At 35.6% G+C, this 19,173-nt stretch carries 8 protein-coding genes; 3 read left to right on the forward strand and 5 right to left on the reverse strand.

Annotated elements, in window-relative coordinates; genetic code table 11:
- Positions 1-9 precede the first annotated feature (9 nt).
- From VB798_RS03095 to VB798_RS03115, 5 genes are all read right to left on the reverse strand, one after another.
- Entirely contained in the window at positions 10-3,327 is a 3,318-nt protein-coding gene (locus VB798_RS03095) for a VCBS repeat-containing protein (protein ID WP_323255862.1), read from the reverse strand.
- Positions 3,328-3,364: 37 nt separating this feature from the next.
- Positions 3,365-5,434, reverse strand: a complete 2,070-nt coding sequence (locus VB798_RS03100; protein WP_323255866.1) for a glycoside hydrolase family 97 protein — start codon at positions 5,432-5,434, stop codon at positions 3,365-3,367.
- Between the two features lie 45 nt (positions 5,435-5,479).
- Complete coding sequence (locus VB798_RS03105; protein ID WP_323255870.1) at positions 5,480-6,061, reverse strand: hypothetical protein; 582 nt, start codon at positions 6,059-6,061, stop codon at positions 5,480-5,482.
- 81 nt (positions 6,062-6,142) lie between these two features.
- Positions 6,143-7,636, reverse strand: a complete 1,494-nt coding sequence (locus VB798_RS03110; protein ID WP_323255872.1) for a RagB/SusD family nutrient uptake outer membrane protein — start codon at positions 7,634-7,636, stop codon at positions 6,143-6,145.
- 27 nt (positions 7,637-7,663) lie between these two features.
- Entirely contained in the window at positions 7,664-10,678 is a 3,015-nt protein-coding gene (locus tag VB798_RS03115) for a SusC/RagA family TonB-linked outer membrane protein (RefSeq protein WP_323255875.1), read from the reverse strand.
- Positions 10,679-11,186: 508 nt separating this feature from the next.
- Between VB798_RS03115 and VB798_RS03120 the strand changes: the two genes are divergently transcribed.
- From VB798_RS03120 to VB798_RS03130, 3 genes are all read left to right on the forward strand, one after another.
- Entirely contained in the window at positions 11,187-14,132 is a 2,946-nt protein-coding gene (locus VB798_RS03120) for an FAD-binding and (Fe-S)-binding domain-containing protein (protein WP_323255877.1), read from the forward strand.
- A gap of 489 nt (positions 14,133-14,621) precedes the next feature.
- Complete coding sequence (locus VB798_RS03125) at positions 14,622-17,171, forward strand: phosphocholine-specific phospholipase C (protein ID WP_323255879.1); 2,550 nt, start codon at positions 14,622-14,624, stop codon at positions 17,169-17,171.
- 453 nt (positions 17,172-17,624) lie between these two features.
- The gene (locus VB798_RS03130) at positions 17,625-19,076 is read left to right on the forward strand and encodes a hypothetical protein (RefSeq protein ID WP_323255881.1); all 1,452 of its coding nucleotides are present in this window, start codon (positions 17,625-17,627) and stop codon (positions 19,074-19,076) included.
- Positions 19,077-19,173 lie beyond the last annotated feature (97 nt).

Here is a 19,173-nt window from a genome sequence, read left to right on the forward strand (position 1 = left end):
ATGTAGCAACTATTTGAATTTAAATATTTTAGGCACTTCATTATTCAACAAAGTTAGGAAGTTCACTTTTCCCTGAATCTTGATTGGACTGATTTGCTTCACTTCCCCATTTGTCACAAAACCACCTTCTTGGTTTGTTAATACTTTGAACTGAGCTTTGCCCTTGTTCAGCAAAACATTACCACGACTAGCATCAATCATGCCCAATTGTGGGATAAAACCTGTATAATTCCCTCCCAAAATAATGTCATTCAAACCATCATTATTTACATCAAAGCATTCAATGGCATTAATACACGAAAGCTGGATTACTTCTGGTAAATTCACTAAAGTAAAATTCCCTTTTCCATCGTTAATCGCCACCGAAGATTTACAAGTTTTTACCGTTTTCACCAAAGCTCCTTCTAAAACATTACTAGGAAATAAATCTTCAATCGTTTTATTGGCATATTCTGAATGTCTCAAAATTTGTTTCTTCAAGGCTGGGAATTGTTCTGCCATTTCTCTTTTCAGGAAAACTGGTTTGTCTTTTCCTTCAATACTTTTGGTCATGATTTTGTCTATAGAACCATTATTATCAAAATCTTTTACCCAAATTTTCAAAGGAGCATCCATTGAAGCTTTCAGCGTAAAGTTTTCGCCCATATTTCCTAAAATCAAATCATTGTCACCGTCGTTATCAATGTCTGTTACTTTCAATGCTCCCCAAAAACCTGTAAATTCTTCTAAACCAGTTTTTAGTTTCTCTAACTTTTTCCCTTTTAAAGTAAAAATCTCTGGCGACATCCAATCTCCAACAACAATTAATTCTTTCTTTTTATCGCCATTCACATCTTCCCAATACGCATCACGAATCATTCCTAATTCGGTCAGTTCTGGATTTACTTGTTGAGCAATGTCTTTAAATTCACCTTTACCATCATTTTCATAAAAATAACTTGGTGGATTTTTTCCGTACTCCATCGCATAACTTCTACTTCCTACGAATAAATCAAGGTCGCCATCATTATCAAAATCGTAAGGAGCAATCACAGCTGTATTGGTTGCATTTCTTGGAATTGCTTTTGAATTAAAGGTAAAATTGCCTTTCCCATCATTCAAGTATAATTTATCAATCAACTCTATTTCTCCAAAATGTACTTCATTTCCACCACTTCCTACGTACAAATCCAAGTCTTCATCTTTATCGGCATCAAAAAAGAGTACAGCTGTTTCTTCAAAATAAGTAAAATCATTAAATACTTTTTGAATTGATTTTTTGAAACCATTATTCGTTTGCAAATACAATTGCCCAGCTTGGTCTTTCGCTCCTGCGATATAAACATCTTCTAATCCATCATCATTTACATCACCAATAGCAGCTTTCGGGCCTTCTTTAGATAGTAAAGCAGGAAGATTTTTCTCTTGATAAAAATCAACATACTCATCTTCTTGATGTTTATCGAATGTGCTATTTACTACTTCAAAATAGCTTTTAGGAAAAATGGTTTTTGATTTTGTTTTTACGACTTGTGCATCTTTGATTGAACAAGTAAGTAATTGGTCTGCTTTAGGATTTTTGATGATACTTTCTCGTAAATCTGCCCAAGTAATTTTTATTGAATCAATTTTAGCAACATTTCCCAAGCCAAAAGTTAAATTATATTCCGTACTCGACTGAAAACCTCTTGACGGAATTACCGAACGGGTTTGTACGATTCCATTGGCAAAAACATCTGCTTTTGCACCAATTGCAAAAGTATTTTTACCTTCTCCTTTTAAATGCAGTTTGATAAAATGACTTTTCTCCACCTTTTTGTCAGCATTGTTTTTATAGACAAAACATGGCATATTTACATTATTCACAACCAAATCTAAATCACCATCATTATCCAAATCAGCATAAGTAGCGCCGTTTGAAAACGAAGGAGTAGCCAAACCAAATTCCTCTCCCTTTTCTTCAAACTTTAAGGTTTTGGTATTATGAAAGAAGTAATTAGGAATCGGGACAGAAGGCATTTTTTGAATAATTTTATTAATATCTTCTTTCACACCACTCGCTTGCATTCCTTGAATTAATTCATTGGCGAAGAAATCAATAAAATCTTGGTCGATTACGTCATTATAAATTCCGTTGCACACATAAATATCGTTGTAGCCATCATTATCAGCATCAAACATCAAAGCTCCCCAACTCCAGTCACTTCCTCCTACGCCAGCATAATTGGCGATTTCACTAAAAGTACCATCTTGATTATTGAGCTGAAGACTATTTTGCTGAAACTGATTATAAAAACCACGGTCTTTTTTCAGTTTAAAAACGTAATGATTATCAAATGAAGAAGTAGTTTTTAGACGGTACTCATCACGTGGAAGCATATCTGTAGTGATGATTTCTTGGAATCCATCATTATTAACATCAGCCATATCTGCACCCATCGAAGCCAAGCTGATGTGTTTCATTCGTTGCTCAATTTCTTCTTTGAAAGTACCGTTTTTCTGATTGATATAGAGGTAATCTTTCTCATAGAAATCGTTTGAAACATAAATATCTGGATAATTATCGTTGTTCGCATCGCCAACGGTTACGCCTAAACCAAAGCCAATTAAACTGCTATAAATTCCTGTATCTTTAGAAACATCGTGAAAATGTCCATCATCATTTCGCATTAATTTATCACCGCCACCTTTCAAGAAATCTTTCACTGGCCAATCCTCCGCACGCATATCACGGTTATTGGCATAGTTCAAAGTATTCACAGGAATAAAACTATTGTTGAGAATATAGCAATCTAAATCACCATCTAAATCATAGTCGAAAAAAGCTGCATGCGTAGTGTAACCGCCTTCGTCTAAGCCATACTTCGCCGCAGATTCTGTAAAAGTAAGATTACCATTATTGATAAAAAGGGCATTTTTTTGCTGTTTGGTATATTTCTTTACTCCAGCATTGCAAACATAAATATCTAACAATCCATCATGATTGATGTCAGCCATTACAACTCCAGTATTCCATTTATCGGCTTCTTCGATACCAGCTTTAGCAGAAATATCTTCAAATTTAAAATTTCCTTTGTTCAAATAAAGCTTGTTACTTCCCATGTTTGAAGTAAAAAATACATCAGGCAAACCATCGTTATTGATGTCGCCAACGGCTACTCCGCCACCATTATAAAAGTTTCTATAATTGAAAATATTGAACTCTTCGGTATTTTCAATTTTATTATTGAACGAAATCCCTGTATCTTCTTCCTTCATTAATTCAAACAAAGCATTTTTTCCCTTGTCAGAACAACCAAAACACATTGCCAGAATAGCTAAGAAAGATATTTTTTTAAAAATTTTCATTGATAAAATATTTTTGATGTGCAAATAGGTTAAAAGTTTATAATTTAAAAATGCTAACAGCACAGCCACCGCCTTTTGCCAAATTGATTTTAAGAATTGAATTACTATCAACAATTACTTTTTCGATGGTATAAACTTCTGGATTTTTTTCCCAATCAGCATTGTCTACATCACGATAAATAATTGCTTGATACTTTGCTCCCTTATCCAGAAAATCAAAATTAATTTTGGTTATACGTGCATTTTCATCTGTTACAGCACCTACAAACCAATCATCATTTCCTTTTTGTTTACGAGCAGTGGTAATATAATCGCCCGGTTCGGCTTCCAAAATCTTGGTATCATCCCAATCTACGGGAACATCTTTAATAAATTGTAAAGCATCGGGATGAACTTTCAAATTTTCTGGTAAATCTCCCACCATTTGCAAAGGACTATACATCGTTACGTACATCGCCAATTGTTTGGCAAGGGTTGTTCTTACTCTTGTTTTACGCTCTGGAATAAATTGATTCAAGTGCATTCTGAAAAAACCCGGTGTATAATCCATTGGTCCCCCCATCATTCTTGTAAAAGGCAAAATTGTTTCATGTTCGGGTACTAAACCTAAAGTGGGAGCATTGTTAAACTCATTGCCACGAGCTGCTTCATTGGCAAGCCAGTTTGGATATGTTCTGTGTAAACCTGTCGGGCGAGAAGACTCATGTGCTTCTAACATAATTTTATACTCCACCGCTTTATCAGCCACACGATTATAATGATTTACCATCCATTGGCTATCATGATGTTCGCCTCTTGGAATAATTCTTCCTACATAACCTGTTTTTACGGTATTTATTCCTTTTTCATTCAAAAACTGATAGGCTTTATCAATTCTACGTTCATAGTTAATTGCTGAACCTGAAGTTTCGTGGTGCATGATAATTTTCACTCCTCTTTGTTTAGCATAAGCCAATAATTCATCAAGGTTATAATCTGAATAAGGCGTTACGAAATCAAAAACGTCTTCTTTCCAATTACCAAACCAGTCTTCCCAACCTTCGTTCCAGCCTTCTACCAAAACGCCATCAAAGCCATTATCAGCAGCGAAATCAATGTATTTTTTCACATTCTCCGTATTTGCTCCGTGTTTTCCACTGGCTTTTTCCCAAGTAGCTTTTCCCACGTGCATTTCCCACCACATTCCGATAAATTTCTGTGGTTTTATCCAAGAAGTATTTTCAATCTTAGAAGGTTCATTCAAATTCAGAATGGTTTTTGAAGCCAAAATATCGGTTGCTTTATCGCTAATGATAATCGTTCTCCACGGTGTTTTGGCTGGGGTTTGTAAATAGGCTTTGTTACCAACGGCATCTGGCGTTAGGTGCGACAACAGTTTAAAATTTTGCCTGTCCGCTTGCAAGTGCATCACTGGATAATTCACCAAAGCCGCTTCATGAATGTTTACATAAATGCCTTCGGGCGTTTTCATCATCAAAGGCGTTTGAACAAAATTATCACCAATGACCGATTTTAAAGCAATATCTTTTTCTTTATTTGAAGCTGGCAAAGCGTGAATCTCACTAAATTTTGTGGTATTGTACAAATACTCGTTGGTATCATAATCTCCCGGAATCCAAAAAGTTTTGTTGTTGCCTGCCAAATTAAATTGCGTTAATTCGTCGGCTACAATAAAGTGCTTGAAGTTGGCTTGTTCAGGAAATTCATAGCGAAATCCAATGCCATCGTTAAATACTCTGAAAACTACCTTTACCAACACGTTAGAAGGATTAGCTTTCAAGTTTAGTTTTACTTCTTTGTAATGATTCGTAATAGATTTTACTTCTCCCCAAACAGGTTGCCAAGTATCAAAATGTGTGGAAGTGTCTGCCGAAACCAGACTAAAATGATTGAGTGTTAGAGCAGGTTTATTCAATTTAAAACCCAACGAAGAAGGCTTGATAATAATGGTATTTTTGAGATGAATACCATAAGATATTTCTCCCTTTAGTGAAAGAGAAACATTTAATTTGAGGCGATTATCAGGTGATTTCACCTCGATTAATGTTTGTGCAAAGCCTACAAAAGAGGCATAAAGCACCATCAGAAATGTGCCTAAATACTTCATTGAATTAAATTTTTGATGGATAAAAATGGTTAATACAAATGTATTTTATAAAATAGACTTTCCATCAACAAAGTTCTGAATTAATAATTTAGGTTTTTTGTAGATGATGGTACCTTTAAATTCTTTCCACTTGCTACTATCTTGCTGTTCGTGATATTTAGCAATAGTTCCTCTCAGACTTATTATACACTTTTCTTTGTTCAAATCTGTCACAGTAATTTCACCACTAGTCATCAAATAACCTATTCCTAATCTTAGTTTTTTATCTCTAATTTTACCTATCATTACACTAGATACAATAGGATTTTCTGCGAAAACTTGTTTAACAATAGGCATATCTTTAGTCCATTTCTCTGTAATAAAAGAAACAACCAAATTTCCCTCATATTGATCAGTAATATTCAGCCGAAACGATGTTGGATATATTTCTATATCACCAGTAAAAATACTTTCAGATTGATAAAACAAAGTATCTTGAATAGTTATAAGAGCTTTAGCACGACCATCTTCCAACTTACTTAATATCATTTCAGTATCCTCAGAAGAATTTGAACAAGAACTTAGCAACCAAATGCTAAAACTAAATGCTAAAAAAAGAGATGTAGTATAAAATTTCCTCAAATTCATGTTTGTCAACATTTTAGTTACTTCATAAATCAAAAATGCTCGAAAGTTCGAGCATTTTTGATTTATGAAGTAACTTATTGATTAATATCCTGTATTTTGCTTCAAGTTCGGGTTTGATACAATTGCAGAAGAAGGAATAGGGAACAAAACAAGATTTGCATCTTTTTTATCAGCTCCATTTCCAGTTAAGAATTTACCAAAACGAACTTCATAAGTTCTTGCACCACCTTCCCAGTAAGTTTCACGACCAATTTCGTCAAACAAAGATTGGTCTGTTAATGAAGCAATAGCACTTGCTCCACGAGCAACTCTTAATTGATTAATAAGTAATAAAGCCCCTGCAGCATTTCCACTTCTGTAAAGTGCTTCTGCTTTCGCTAAAAATACCTCTGCATAACGCATCAAAATATATTTACCTGCATCAGATGGGTGATATTTAATAACACGAATTCCTTTATCAGTAGCTGCACCTGCTAAAGGTACATCACGAGTAAATGAAAGAACTTTCTGAGTACGAGTATCAATCAGAGGTTTACCATTATCATCAATTTGGGTTCCAATCAAGAAACCACGACCAATACCTGAGAATTCTTTTCCATTACCTTTTGCAGGCTCACCAATACGTTGGTCATTTTTATCAAATTTATCATAAAAATCAGCTAAAGTAGTAAAGCCATTCCAACCAGATGGGTTTTGACCGTAGTGAAGGGTCATAAACCAACGGTTCTGTGGAGTACCCTCTAAACTCACAAAAATAACTTCAGTAGAAGCGGCAGTAGAAAAGTTTTTGAAATAACTACTCTCAAGAGAAAAACCAGAAGCTGTTACAGCATCACTATATTTTGCTACCAAATCCATATCAGCTTTATCAAAAGTATAAGGACCTTCAGGTTTTGCAGACTTGTAAACAGCTTTGTTCAAGAATAATCTTGCTAAAAGTGCATTAGCAGAAGCTTTCGATGCTGCTCCATTAGTAGCTGAAGGTTTAACTTCAGCTAAAGCAGGAAGAGCTTCTTGTAAATCTTTAACGATAAAGTCAAAAGCTTCAGAACGAGTCATTACTTTCGGGTTATCATCAACACCTTGAGTTACTTCACGAAAAGGTACTTGACCAAATAAATCCATTACATGATACATATTAAATGCACGTAAAAACTTAGCTTGAGCCATTTGTGAAGCAGATGGATTTGAAGCAATGATCTCAGTCGCTTTATAAACACGTTGATTCAAATTATTCCAAGCATCTCTTACATAAGTATGAGAAGCATCCCAAGTATGAGCATCAAGTGTACGCCAAACACCATTATCACCCCAGTCAACACCACGGGTCGGAGGAATCATCTCAGCTGATGTGTGCTGACCTAATGCGTAAATTCCAGCTTGATCAGTGTAAGTTCCTAAATCTTTATAAGCAGATGCCAACATTTCAGTTGGATCACCTGGCGTAAAAACACTTCCACCTGTTGAAACACGGACTATTGAATCTTTTTCCGTAACAACTAAGTCAGTACATGACGAAAGTGAGATAATACTCGCTCCTGTCATTAATATTTTGAATATATGATTTCTTTTCATCTTTGAATACTAGATTATTATTTGAAATTAGAATGAAATATTTGCACCGATTGTCCAAGTTCTAGCTCTTGGATAAGCTGTGTAATCAATCCCGAATGATGGAATACCATTCAATGATTTATTTGTACTAACTTCTGGATCTTGTCCACTGTAATTCGTAAAAGTTAACAAGTTTTGTCCAGTTACGAAAATTCTCAAATTTGAAATAACTTTACTTTCAGTTTTAACTTTGTAACCTAAACTAAGGTTTTGTAAACGAACAAAGTCACCTTTTTCTAAGAAACGAGTTGAAACGTCAGGAGCATTTAAGGCACCTTCACCATTACCAATTACGTTCTTAACAACATTACGACCATTGGCAAAAGAACCTTGAGTAAAGAAAGCATTTGCTGTATTCGAATAAATATAATTTCCAAATACACCATTGAAGAATACGCTCAAATCAAAGTTTTTGTATTTGAAATTGTTTGTCAAACCTCCAGTTACTTTAGGAAGTGGACTCTTTCCATCTAAGAACTTTTGAACATCACCATCAGGATAGATTGAATTTCCAGCTGCATCAAATCCACCAAACTGACGAAGGAAGAACGCAAATAAAGGTTGTCCTTCTGCAATACGTTGAGCAAATGCCCCAGATAAACCTTGTCCATTGATTTCACCTGTATCGTAAGTACCTTTTAGGTTTTTCACTAGGTTGTTGTTGTAAGCAACATTGAATAAAACTTCCCAGCTGAAATCTTTTGCATCAACAGCCGTTCCGTTTAAAGTTAACTCAATACCTTGGTTTTGGATATCAGTATCTAAGTTTTTCCAAACGAAAGGAGTTGGTGCTGGCTGAGCAGATACCACGTTGAATAACAAATCTTTTGTGTTTTTTTGATATACATCTATGCTACCAGATAGTCTGCTTTTCAAGATAGCGAAGTCTAAACCAATATTTACAGAAGTAGTTGTTTCCCATTTCAGGTTAGGGTTGTTAAATGCAACAGCATTTAGACCACCACCTTCTATGTTAGTTGCACTTTGATTAATAGACCATCCATCATATCTATCTCTACGGTCATAAAGGTTATGAGGGATTTCTTGATTACCTGTTACACCATAACCTACACGAAATGCTAAATCAGAAAATACTTCTCTTGGAACAAACGATTCTTCAAACAACTTCCACTTGAAAGCAAATGAAGGAAAATATCCATACTTATTGTTTCCTCCAAATTTAGATGAACCATCAACACGAAGTGTTCCTGTAAATAAGTACTTGTTAGCAAATGCTAAGTTTACACGTCCAAAATATGATTGTAACTCATCTTTAGCAGAATTTGAGTTTTGAATCAAAGACCCTTTTCCAGCAGAATTATCTGCAGAACCTAAGTTATTAATCATCAAATCTAAATCAGATGTACGGAAATTACTTGCCGTTACTTGCTTGCTATATCTATCAAAACTCTGATAAGAATAACCTAATAAACCTGTAAATGAAAGATTTTTAAATTCTTTTTCATACGTGAAGTAGTTTTCCCATAGTTTATTATCTGTTTCAATATCTCTTACATAAGCACGACCTAAACCACCAACACCTTCAATTATTAAGTCTTTTGAATAAGCAGATTTTCTACTAGAAAATGATTTATCAAAACCTAAAACGGTTTTAAATTTCAATCCTTTAAATAGTTGTAATTCAGCATTGATATTACCTAAAGCACGTAAAGTATTAGTATTATCTTTTGATAAATTCAAAAAAGCTACAGGGTTTGGTTCAGTGATACCCGGTTGATTATATTTGCCCCCTGCGCCATATACTGCTAAAGTAGGGTTTGATTTCAAAACACCTGCTAACAAATCTCCTGTAAAACCTGAGTTTTCAGAAACTGGTACACCAACATCTTGAGTACTTGCAAAGTTTAAGTTTGAACCAATCGTCAATTTATCATTGATGAACTTCTTTGCTCCATTAAAACCTACACTGTATCTATCCATTTTAGATTTCTGAATGATACCTTCTTGGCTCATATATCCTAAAGAAAAACGATAACTTCCAGATTGATCACCACCACCATAAGAAAAATTGTGTTGGTCAGTCTTAGCAGTTCTAAAAATTTCATTTTGCCAATCAGTGGTTCCTTTTTGGTTTTGTCCACCAGCAGCAATATATTCAGAAGCACTTAAAAGGTCATATCTTTTAGTGATTTTACTGATACCATGAGAGTAACTATAATCTAAAGTTCCTTTTCCTTTTCCTTTTTTGGTAGTAATCAACACAACACCATTAGCTCCACGAGATCCATAAATTGCAGTAGCAGAAGCATCTTTAAGAATATCTATGCTGGCAATATCATCTGGGTTCATGAAATTAAGAGGGTTTTTTGCCGGTTGACGACCAACACCGCTTGATTCACCATCTCCTGAAGTGTTATCTCCACTAAGAGGTACACCATCAATTACAAATAAAGGATTGTTTCCACCACGAACAGAAGATGTACCTCTGATACGTACGTTAATTCCTCCACCTGGTTCACCACTAGCTTGAGTAATTTGAACACCCGCTACACGACCTTGCATTAATTGCTCTGGAGAAGACACAACACCTTTGTTGAAATCTTTAGCACCGATTGCACTAACTGACCCTGTAACATCTTTCTTTTTGACAGTACCATAACCTACTACTACTACCTCATCAAGTGCTTTTGTTTCAGAAATCAATGCAACATTGATAACTGAACGACTACCTACTGAAACCTCTTGTTTGGCAAAGCCAATAAAAGTAAAGATTAGTGTAGAGTTATCTGGCACACTGATTTTATAAGTACCGTTAACATCTGTTTGAGTACCTCTATTAGTACCCTTTACTGCAACTGATACGCCTGGTAATCCTGAAGCATCTCCTGATTCAGTTACTTTACCCGTAACAGTTCTATCTTGAGCATTCATGCTCATAGATACAAACATTGTAACAGCCATCACAACTACTTTAATTAGCGAGTTTGATGCTGCACCTTGTCGCATAGAGCGACAGAACCATCTGTAAAAATGATTATTCATAAGGTTTTGTTAAGATTTGAAAATGGTTAATGAAATCAAGAGAAACTTTACAAAATTTCATGCGAAAGAAAGGAAATCACCGACTTTAAAGTTTCAAAGGGAAAGGATGTAAAGTATGAAACTTTGGTATTTTCGCAATAAAAAATGTAAAATTGCTCTAATAAATCAATGCAAAGTAGAGGAAAAAGTTTCTATAATTCAATTTTTTTAAGGAAAAATTTAATTCAACATTTCCATACTTATTCTTAAAAAATTGTACTTCTACTTATTTTTAAAACTTAAAATGTAGCACAGTTTGTGATATAACCGTTCAAATAATGCCCTCAAAGCATTTTTTGTTAAAAAATGTTAAATCTATTAGCAACATTATGCCTATGTATTTTTGTACTTTTTCAATACAAACACCTTAATAAAATATTTTTATACGTTTCAAATTGATTTTATTGGTAAATTTGAAGTCTGAAATAAGAACTTAGAAAAACTATATTATTCTTTGTAGAATCCAAAAATGACCAATCCAACGATACTTTCTCAGCTTGCCAGTCAATTAGAGGGTGAACTCCATTATGATACCGTTATGCGAACGCTATACGCAACTGATGCCTCTGCCTACAGAGAAATGCCTCAGGCTGTAGCTCTTCCGAAGACCATAGAGGATATTAGAAAATTAATAAATTTCGCACGTGAAAATAAAACGTCAATCATTCCTCGAACGGCTGGTACTTCTTTAGCGGGACAAGTTGTGGGTAATGGTATCGTTGTGGATGTCTCTAAGAATTTCACTAAAATTCTTGAAGTAAATAAAGATGAACATTGGGTAAGAGTACAACCGGGCGTAGTGCGTGATGTATTAAACATTGAGCTCAAAAAACATGGTTTATTTTTTGGACCTGAAACATCTACTGCTAATCGTGCAATGATTGGCGGAATGGTCGGCAATAATTCTTGTGGTTCAAACTCGGTGGTTTATGGCTCTACTCGTGACCATTTGATGGAAGTAAAAGCCATTTTAGCAGATGGAACAGATGTAGTTTTCAAGAATGATGATTTGAGTACTTTTAAAAATCTTGTTCAGTCAGCACAAAGTAAAAATGGTTCGGCGACTTTATTGGATAAAATTTACTTGAAAACCAATGAAGTATTATCTAACGAGACCAATCAGGCTGAAATCAGAAATGAATTTCCCAAACCAAGTATTGAAAGAAGAAATACGGGTTATGCTTTGGATATGCTTTTGAATTGCGAGCCTTATACCGAAGGAGGAAAACCTTTCAATTTCTGTGAGTTAATTGCAGGTTCAGAAGGTACTCTTTGTTTCTTGACAGAAATCAAATTACATGTGAACGATTTACCTCCAAAAGAAATTGGTTTGGTTTGCGTTCACTTCAATGATGTTCAAGAATCACTCAAGGCAAACTTGATTGCACTGAAATACAAACCTTCAGCTTCTGAGTTGATGGATCATTATATTTTAGAATGTACTAAGGCAAGTGTTGAACATAGTCAAAACCGTTTCTTTGTTCAAGGAGATCCGGGTGCGATTTTGGTCGTAGAATTACGTTCAGATTCAAAGGCTACTATTGAACAACAAGCCAAAGAAATGGAAGCAGAAATGCGTGCTGCTGGCTTGGGTTATCACTTTCCAGTGGTATTTGGCGAAGACACCAAAAAGGTTTGGAATCTGAGAAAAGCTGGATTGGGTTTACTTTCTAACCTTCCGGGCGATGAAAAAGCGGTAGCTGTAATTGAAGATACTGCCGTTGATGTAAACGATTTGCCAGATTTTATTCGTGAATTCAATGAGATTCTTGAGGCTAATAATATGTACTCGGTACATTATGCACATGCGGGTTCTGGAGAAATTCACTTGCGTCCGATTATCAACTTGAAGACGGTTGAAGGAAATAAACAATTCCGTTTGATTGCCGAACAGATTGCTACTTTGGTGAAAAAATACAAAGGTTCACTTTCGGGAGAACATGGCGACGGACGTTTACGTGGTGAGTTCATCAAACAAATGGTAGGCGACCACAACTACGAATTGATGAAAGAAGTAAAACGTACTTGGGATCCTTACAATGTGTTCAATCCGAACAAAATTGTGGATACTCCGCCAATGGATACGTTTTTGCGTTATACTCCGGGGCAACAAACGCCTGAATTTAAAACAACTTTCCGTTTCCACGACCAAGATATTTTACAGCATGCCGAACAATGTAATGGTTCGGGAGATTGTAGAAAAACGCCTGCTTCAGGCGGAACGATGTGTCCGTCTTATATGGCTACTCGCAATGAAAAAGAAACGACTCGTGCCAGAGCCAATATTCTCCGTGAGTTTTTAACACATTCTGATAAAGCGAACCGATTCAATCACGAAGAAATCAAAGAAGTATTTGATTTGTGTTTAGCTTGTAAAGGTTGTAAAGGTGAATGTCCATCAAACGTAGATGTGGCTAAATTGAAAATGGAATTTTTACATCAATACTACAAAGAAAATGGTGTACCATTGCGTAGCCGCATGGTTGGGAATTTTTCTTCTCTTTCAAAAGTAGCATCTTACGTACCGTGGGCTTATAATTTTATTTTTGATACGCCAGCTCTTCGTAAAATTGCTAATACTGTCGTAGGTTTTCACCCAGACAGAACAATGCCTTTATTGAGTAATACTACTTTTAAAAAGTGGTTTGACAAAAATCAAGTAACATTAAAACCTGCTGAAACTAAAAAGCAAGTCTTTTTATTCATCGATGAATTCACGAATTATAACGATGTAGAAATCGGTATCAAAACCGTAAAATTGTTGAATCGTTTGGGTTATGAAGTACTTATTCCAAATCATGCAGAATCTGGTCGTCCACAATTATCAAAAGGGCTTTTGGATGATGCTAAGAAATTGGCGAATCAAAACGTTAGTCTTTTAAAAGATGTTATTAACTCAGAAACGCCTTTGATTGGGATTGAACCTTCGGCAATTCTTACTTTCCGTGACGAATATCCAGATTTAGTAAATGATGATTTGGTAGAAGCAGCGAAAGCTTTAGCTAAAAATACTTTCATGGTAGAAGAATTTTTAGCTAAAGAAATTGACGCAAAACGTATTTCTAAAAAAGTATTTACGACAGAAAAACGTTTGATAAAATTACATGGACATTGTCAGCAAAAGGCATTGTCGAGTTTAGTTCCTGCCAAGAAAACACTTTCATTGCCTGAAAACTATGAAGTACAAATTATTCCTTCTGGATGTTGTGGCATGGCAGGTTCTTTTGGTTATGAAAAAGAACATTTTGAACTATCGAATCAAGTGGGTGAATTAGTACTTTTCCCAACCATTCGTAAACAAGGAGAAGATGTAATCATTGCAGCTTCTGGAACAAGTTGTCGTCATCAAATTCATGATGGTACAGGTCGTACAGCAAAACATGCTGTTGAGATTTTGTATGAAGCCTTAGTTTAGATATGAGTTATGAATTATAAATTATGAATTTATTTCACTGATAATTCTAATCAGAAGTCAAGAATCACAAAAGAGCGGTCGAAATTAGTTTTTCAACCGCTCTTTTGTGATTGATAGGTAATGAATTCCTACTGTTTGAGCGGAGCGAGTTTAGGAATTCTTGATTTTTTTGCGGCCGCCGCTGCGGTTACTTTTTGCATCAAGGCAAAAAGTAAGGACGAGTATAAATCCAAAAAACATTGAACTCATTTAAAAGAGAAAAATCGGGATGACTCATGTATGGCATTCGATTCTCGACTTGACAACCGCAAAGGTTTGCAGCTACATTAATTATTAACCTTAACAAAGCAATAATATACCAGTACAGTTTAATCCTCCGCCCTACTTTATCTTTGCATCCATATCAACTTACTAATTATTTGAATCAGTTTTGCCAATCTGTTCCGATTACTGAAAGCAGAATTCTGATAGCCAACAACAAATCAACACATGGAATCAAGGAGAGAGTTTATCAAAAAAGCGTCTGTATTAGCCTCTGGGGCTGGTTTTCTGGGAATGTTACCTGCTTCTATTCAAAAAGCAATGGCAATTAATCCTGCCGAAGGAAGTACTTTCTGGGATGCTGAACACATTGTCATTTTGATGCAAGAAAACCGCTCTTTCGACCATTGTTTTGGTACTTTGCAAGGTGTGCGTGGTTTCAACGACCCTCGTGCGATTACACTTCCGAATAGAAATAAAGTGTGGTTGCAACAAAATGAAAAAGGACAAACTTTCGCTCCTTTTCGCCTAAATCTACGTGACTCAAACGCTACTTGGATGAGTTCTTTACCACATTCTTGGGAAAATCAAGTGGATGCTTTGAACGGTGGCAAGAACGATAAATGGCTTCATGTAAAACAATCTGGTCACAAAGAGTACAAAGATATGCCCTTGACTTTGGGCTATTATAACCGTGAAGACATTCCTTTTTACTACGCTTTGGCGGATGCTTTTACGGTTTGTGACCAAAATTTTTGTTCGTCTTTAACAGGAACAACACCCAACCGTTTGTATTTGTGGACAGGTACAATTCGTGAAAAGCAAGCTTTTGATTCAAAAGCGAATGTAAAAAACGAAGACCTTGATTATGGCAAATGGGCAAAATGGAAAACTTTTCCGGAACGTTTAGAAGAAAATGGTATTTCTTGGAAAATCTATCAAAATGAAATCAGTTTGCCTACTGGTTTAGAGGGCGAAGGCGATGCTTGGTTGGCTAATTTTACTGACAATCCGATTGAATGGTTTGAACAATATCAAGTAAAATTCTCTCCAGAATATTATCGCTATATTCAAGAAGTAGTGAAATTTTTACCGAAAGAAATCGAAAAGCTTTCTGCGGAAATCCCAACACTTGCAGCAGGAAGTGAAGCTTTGAAAAAAGCAGAAAGAGCTTTGGCACAAAAGAAAAGTTATTTAAAAATCGCTCAGGAAGATATTGTGAATTACACGCCTGAAAATTTTGAAAAGCTTTCTACTTTCCAAAAAAATATTCATCAAAAAGCATTTACTAACAACCGCAAAGACCCACATTTCCATGAACTTACTTCATTGGAATATTCTGATAACGGAACTGCCCGAAAATTAGAAGTACCCAAAGGTGACGTTTTGCATCAATTTCGCCAAGATGTTGCGAATAATCAGTTGCCTGCGGTTACTTGGTTGGTTGCTCCCGAAAATTTTTCAGACCACCCCGGCGCACCTTGGTACGGAGCTTGGTACTTATCAGAAACGATGGATATTCTTACCCAAAATCCAGAAGTTTGGAAGAAAACTATTTTCATTTTGGCTTACGATGAAAACGACGGTTACTTCGACCACGTCCCTCCTTTCCTTCCGCCACATCATCAAAAACCTGACACTGGAAAAGTTTCGGCAGGCATTGATGTTTCGGTAGAACAAGTAAATATGGCTCATGAAAAGAAAAGAGATTACTACAAAAACCAAGAAAAAGATACTCGTGACGGAGCAATAGGTTTGGGTTTCAGAGTACCTCTTTTGATTGCTTCGCCGTGGAGCAGAGGCGGAAATATTTGTTCTGAAATTTTCGACCATACTTCTATTTTACAGTTTTTGGAAAAATTCCTCAGCCACAAAACAAAGAAAAATATCAAAGAAGAAAACATTTCGGAGTGGAGAAGAACCGTTTGTGGTGATTTGACTTCGGTGTTTAAACCTTACAATGGCGAGAAAATCGCTCTTCCGACTTTTGTAGCAAAAGAACCATTTTTGGAAAGTGTTCATAAGGCAAAATTCAAAAATGTACCTTCTAATTTCAAGGCTCTTACAGCCGAAGAAATCAAAGAAGCCAATACTTTAGGCAATGCCTCCGCCTTGATGCCCAAACAAGAAAAAGGCATTCGAAAAGCTTGCGCTTTACCTTATGAATTGTATGCTGAAGCTGGTTTTAGTATTGATAAAAAAACGTTTGAACTAACTCTTTCGGCTGGAAATAAAGCATTTGGCACAAAATCAGCAGGAGCAGCATTTGTGGTTTATACTCGTTATACACAAAATGGTTTAGACGAAATCAGCACCAGAAACTATGCAGTAAAGGCAGGCGACACGTTAAAAGATACTTGGTCATTAGTAGAATTGGCAGATAAAAATGCCCAAATAGAAGTGTACGGCCCGAATGGTTTCTTTAGGTCTTTCAAACTGAATAATGCACAGACGAATGTGGAAACGGCTTTGACTTACCAGAATAACCAGCTTACTAAAAATTCTTTCACAGGTAATGGCGTGTTGATTTTGAAGAATAATGAATCACAAAACCTACGTTTTGTGATTGAAGATTTGAGTTATAAAACAGGCAAAAAAATAGTAGAAGTAGCCAAAGGTAAAAGCTTAACCGTAACTTTAGATTTCAGTAAAAGTCACGCTTGGTATGATTTTGCCGTAAAAATAGAAGGCAATAAAACCTTTGAACAACGCTACGCAGGGCATATCGAAACAGGCAAAGAAAGCTTTACCGACCCTGCGATGGGACAAGTAATATAAGTAGCACAGGTTTCCTGAATTTCAGCACCACAGAATTCCAACCTGTCTATTTTTGTCCGCAACCGTAAGAATAAGAGCTTTGACAAATTTCAAAATTTGTCAAAGCTAAAATCTATTACCCTTTGCGGTTTTCTTCGGTTTTTAATCCTCAAATCCATCAAAAAGATAGGGAAAGCTATCTCGGAGATAAGACAATCTATCTTTTTCACGCAATTTCCCGCAAAAAAGACACATCAACCCATCTAATTCACGCAAAATACCGCAAAAGAGATAGGACGACTATTCTTTTAGATAGCTTGTCCTGTCTTTTTGATGGATTGGGGAGTGGTTTTGAGGGGATTACTGACTAAAGAAATAAATCCCATTGCAACAATTTATAAAAAAAGTAAGCGAAATGCTGAAAAGACATTCTTGCCGATTAATTTTAAGGTATAATCCTTGTTTCCTATCGTCATGAAAATTATCAAAATCCTAAAAATTAGTTCGCTGGTCTATTTACTGATTCCGACTTATCTGTTTTTACTTACTTGGGTAAGGGCGGAAATTGGAATAAGTGCTTGCTTAATTATTAGTATTTTTGTTTTCAATTATCTAAAAAAGAGTCAATCTGATGATATTCGTCGCTTAAAAACTCCTCTTACTTGGTTTACTGTTTCGCTAGTTTTTATTTTGGCTTTAGTACTAAATCTACTGGTTGGTATCGGTGAATTCAGAGAACAAACCGTCGATTTTATGGCGAATAACCTAAAGTACCGTGACCTTGTCCAAAATAAATGGCCACTGTATTATCCTGATTTCAAGGTATATATGTGTTATTATTTGGGTTATTATCTTCCAACAGCAGGACTCGGAAAAATCGTTGGTATTGAATATTGTCGCTATATTTCTTTGGCTTGGAGTACCACAGGCGCATTCTTGGTTTTCCTTTGGGCTATTACCTTTCTTGATAAATATCGTCTATCCGTCATTGCTGTAATTATCTTATTTTCAAATGCTTGGCTATTGTATAAAGTAATACTTTGGCTTGACTTTCAGACTTATATTTATCCACCTTATCATGTAAAACTGAATGATTTTTGGTTGATGCGACCACCATTTTGGGAAGGTTTTGCCCTTGCACCACAGCATGTTTTACCTGCCTGTTTTGGAGCTTGTTTTATGTTGGAGGCGAATGTTCTGAAGAAAGTAAATTTGGATGAAATATTGCTGATGTTATTGGCAACAATGTATTGGAGTCCATTGGCAAGTATCGGGATTTTTCCTTTTGTACTGTATTATTACTTCAATAATTGGTCAAACTTCTTTACACTGAAAAGTATTTTTGAGAAAATATTTTTGGTTCTTGGTTTTACTCCACTGATTATTTATTTCCTCAGTACACAAGGCGTAAACAGCGATAACACACAATTTATGTGGCAAGCTGGCGTAGCAAAATGGTATTGGACTTATCTATTTTATATTGTTTTTAACTTCCTGATTTGGTACTTTTTCCTCAAACAATTCGAACACCCATTTACAAAAATGGTCAACGTCGCTTTACTTTTTTTGACGATTGTACCCTTATATCAAATCGGAATTGCTAACGATTTGAATATTAGAGCGTCCGTTCCTTCCATGTTTATTTTGACGGTTGCGATTGCTTATGTTTTTGTAGAAACTCCCAAAAGAAAGCTTTATTATTGGCTTGGATTAGCCTTTTTCTTGGTGAATACTTTACCGACTTTACATCAAGTTTATAAGAGTATTTTACCTTCAAAACCACAAACTACCATCGTAAAAGCCGATTATAAACAATTTCACAATATGCTTTCTTTTCAACAAGTAATGTATGGCGACAGTACTGCGGTGTTGGAATACTCTTTGAAAAATGATTCTTTCTTTGAAAAACATTTATTGAGGAAATGAAACAAAAAACATGTAGCGGTAACTCTTGCAGTTACCGATTACATTTCCAATAAATCATCCCATCGGCAACCGCAAGGGATTGCCGCTACGGTTTTAA

It is taken from the genome of Arcicella lustrica (assembly GCF_034930985.1).
Classification (GTDB): Bacteria; Bacteroidota; Bacteroidia; order Cytophagales; family Spirosomataceae; genus Arcicella; species Arcicella lustrica.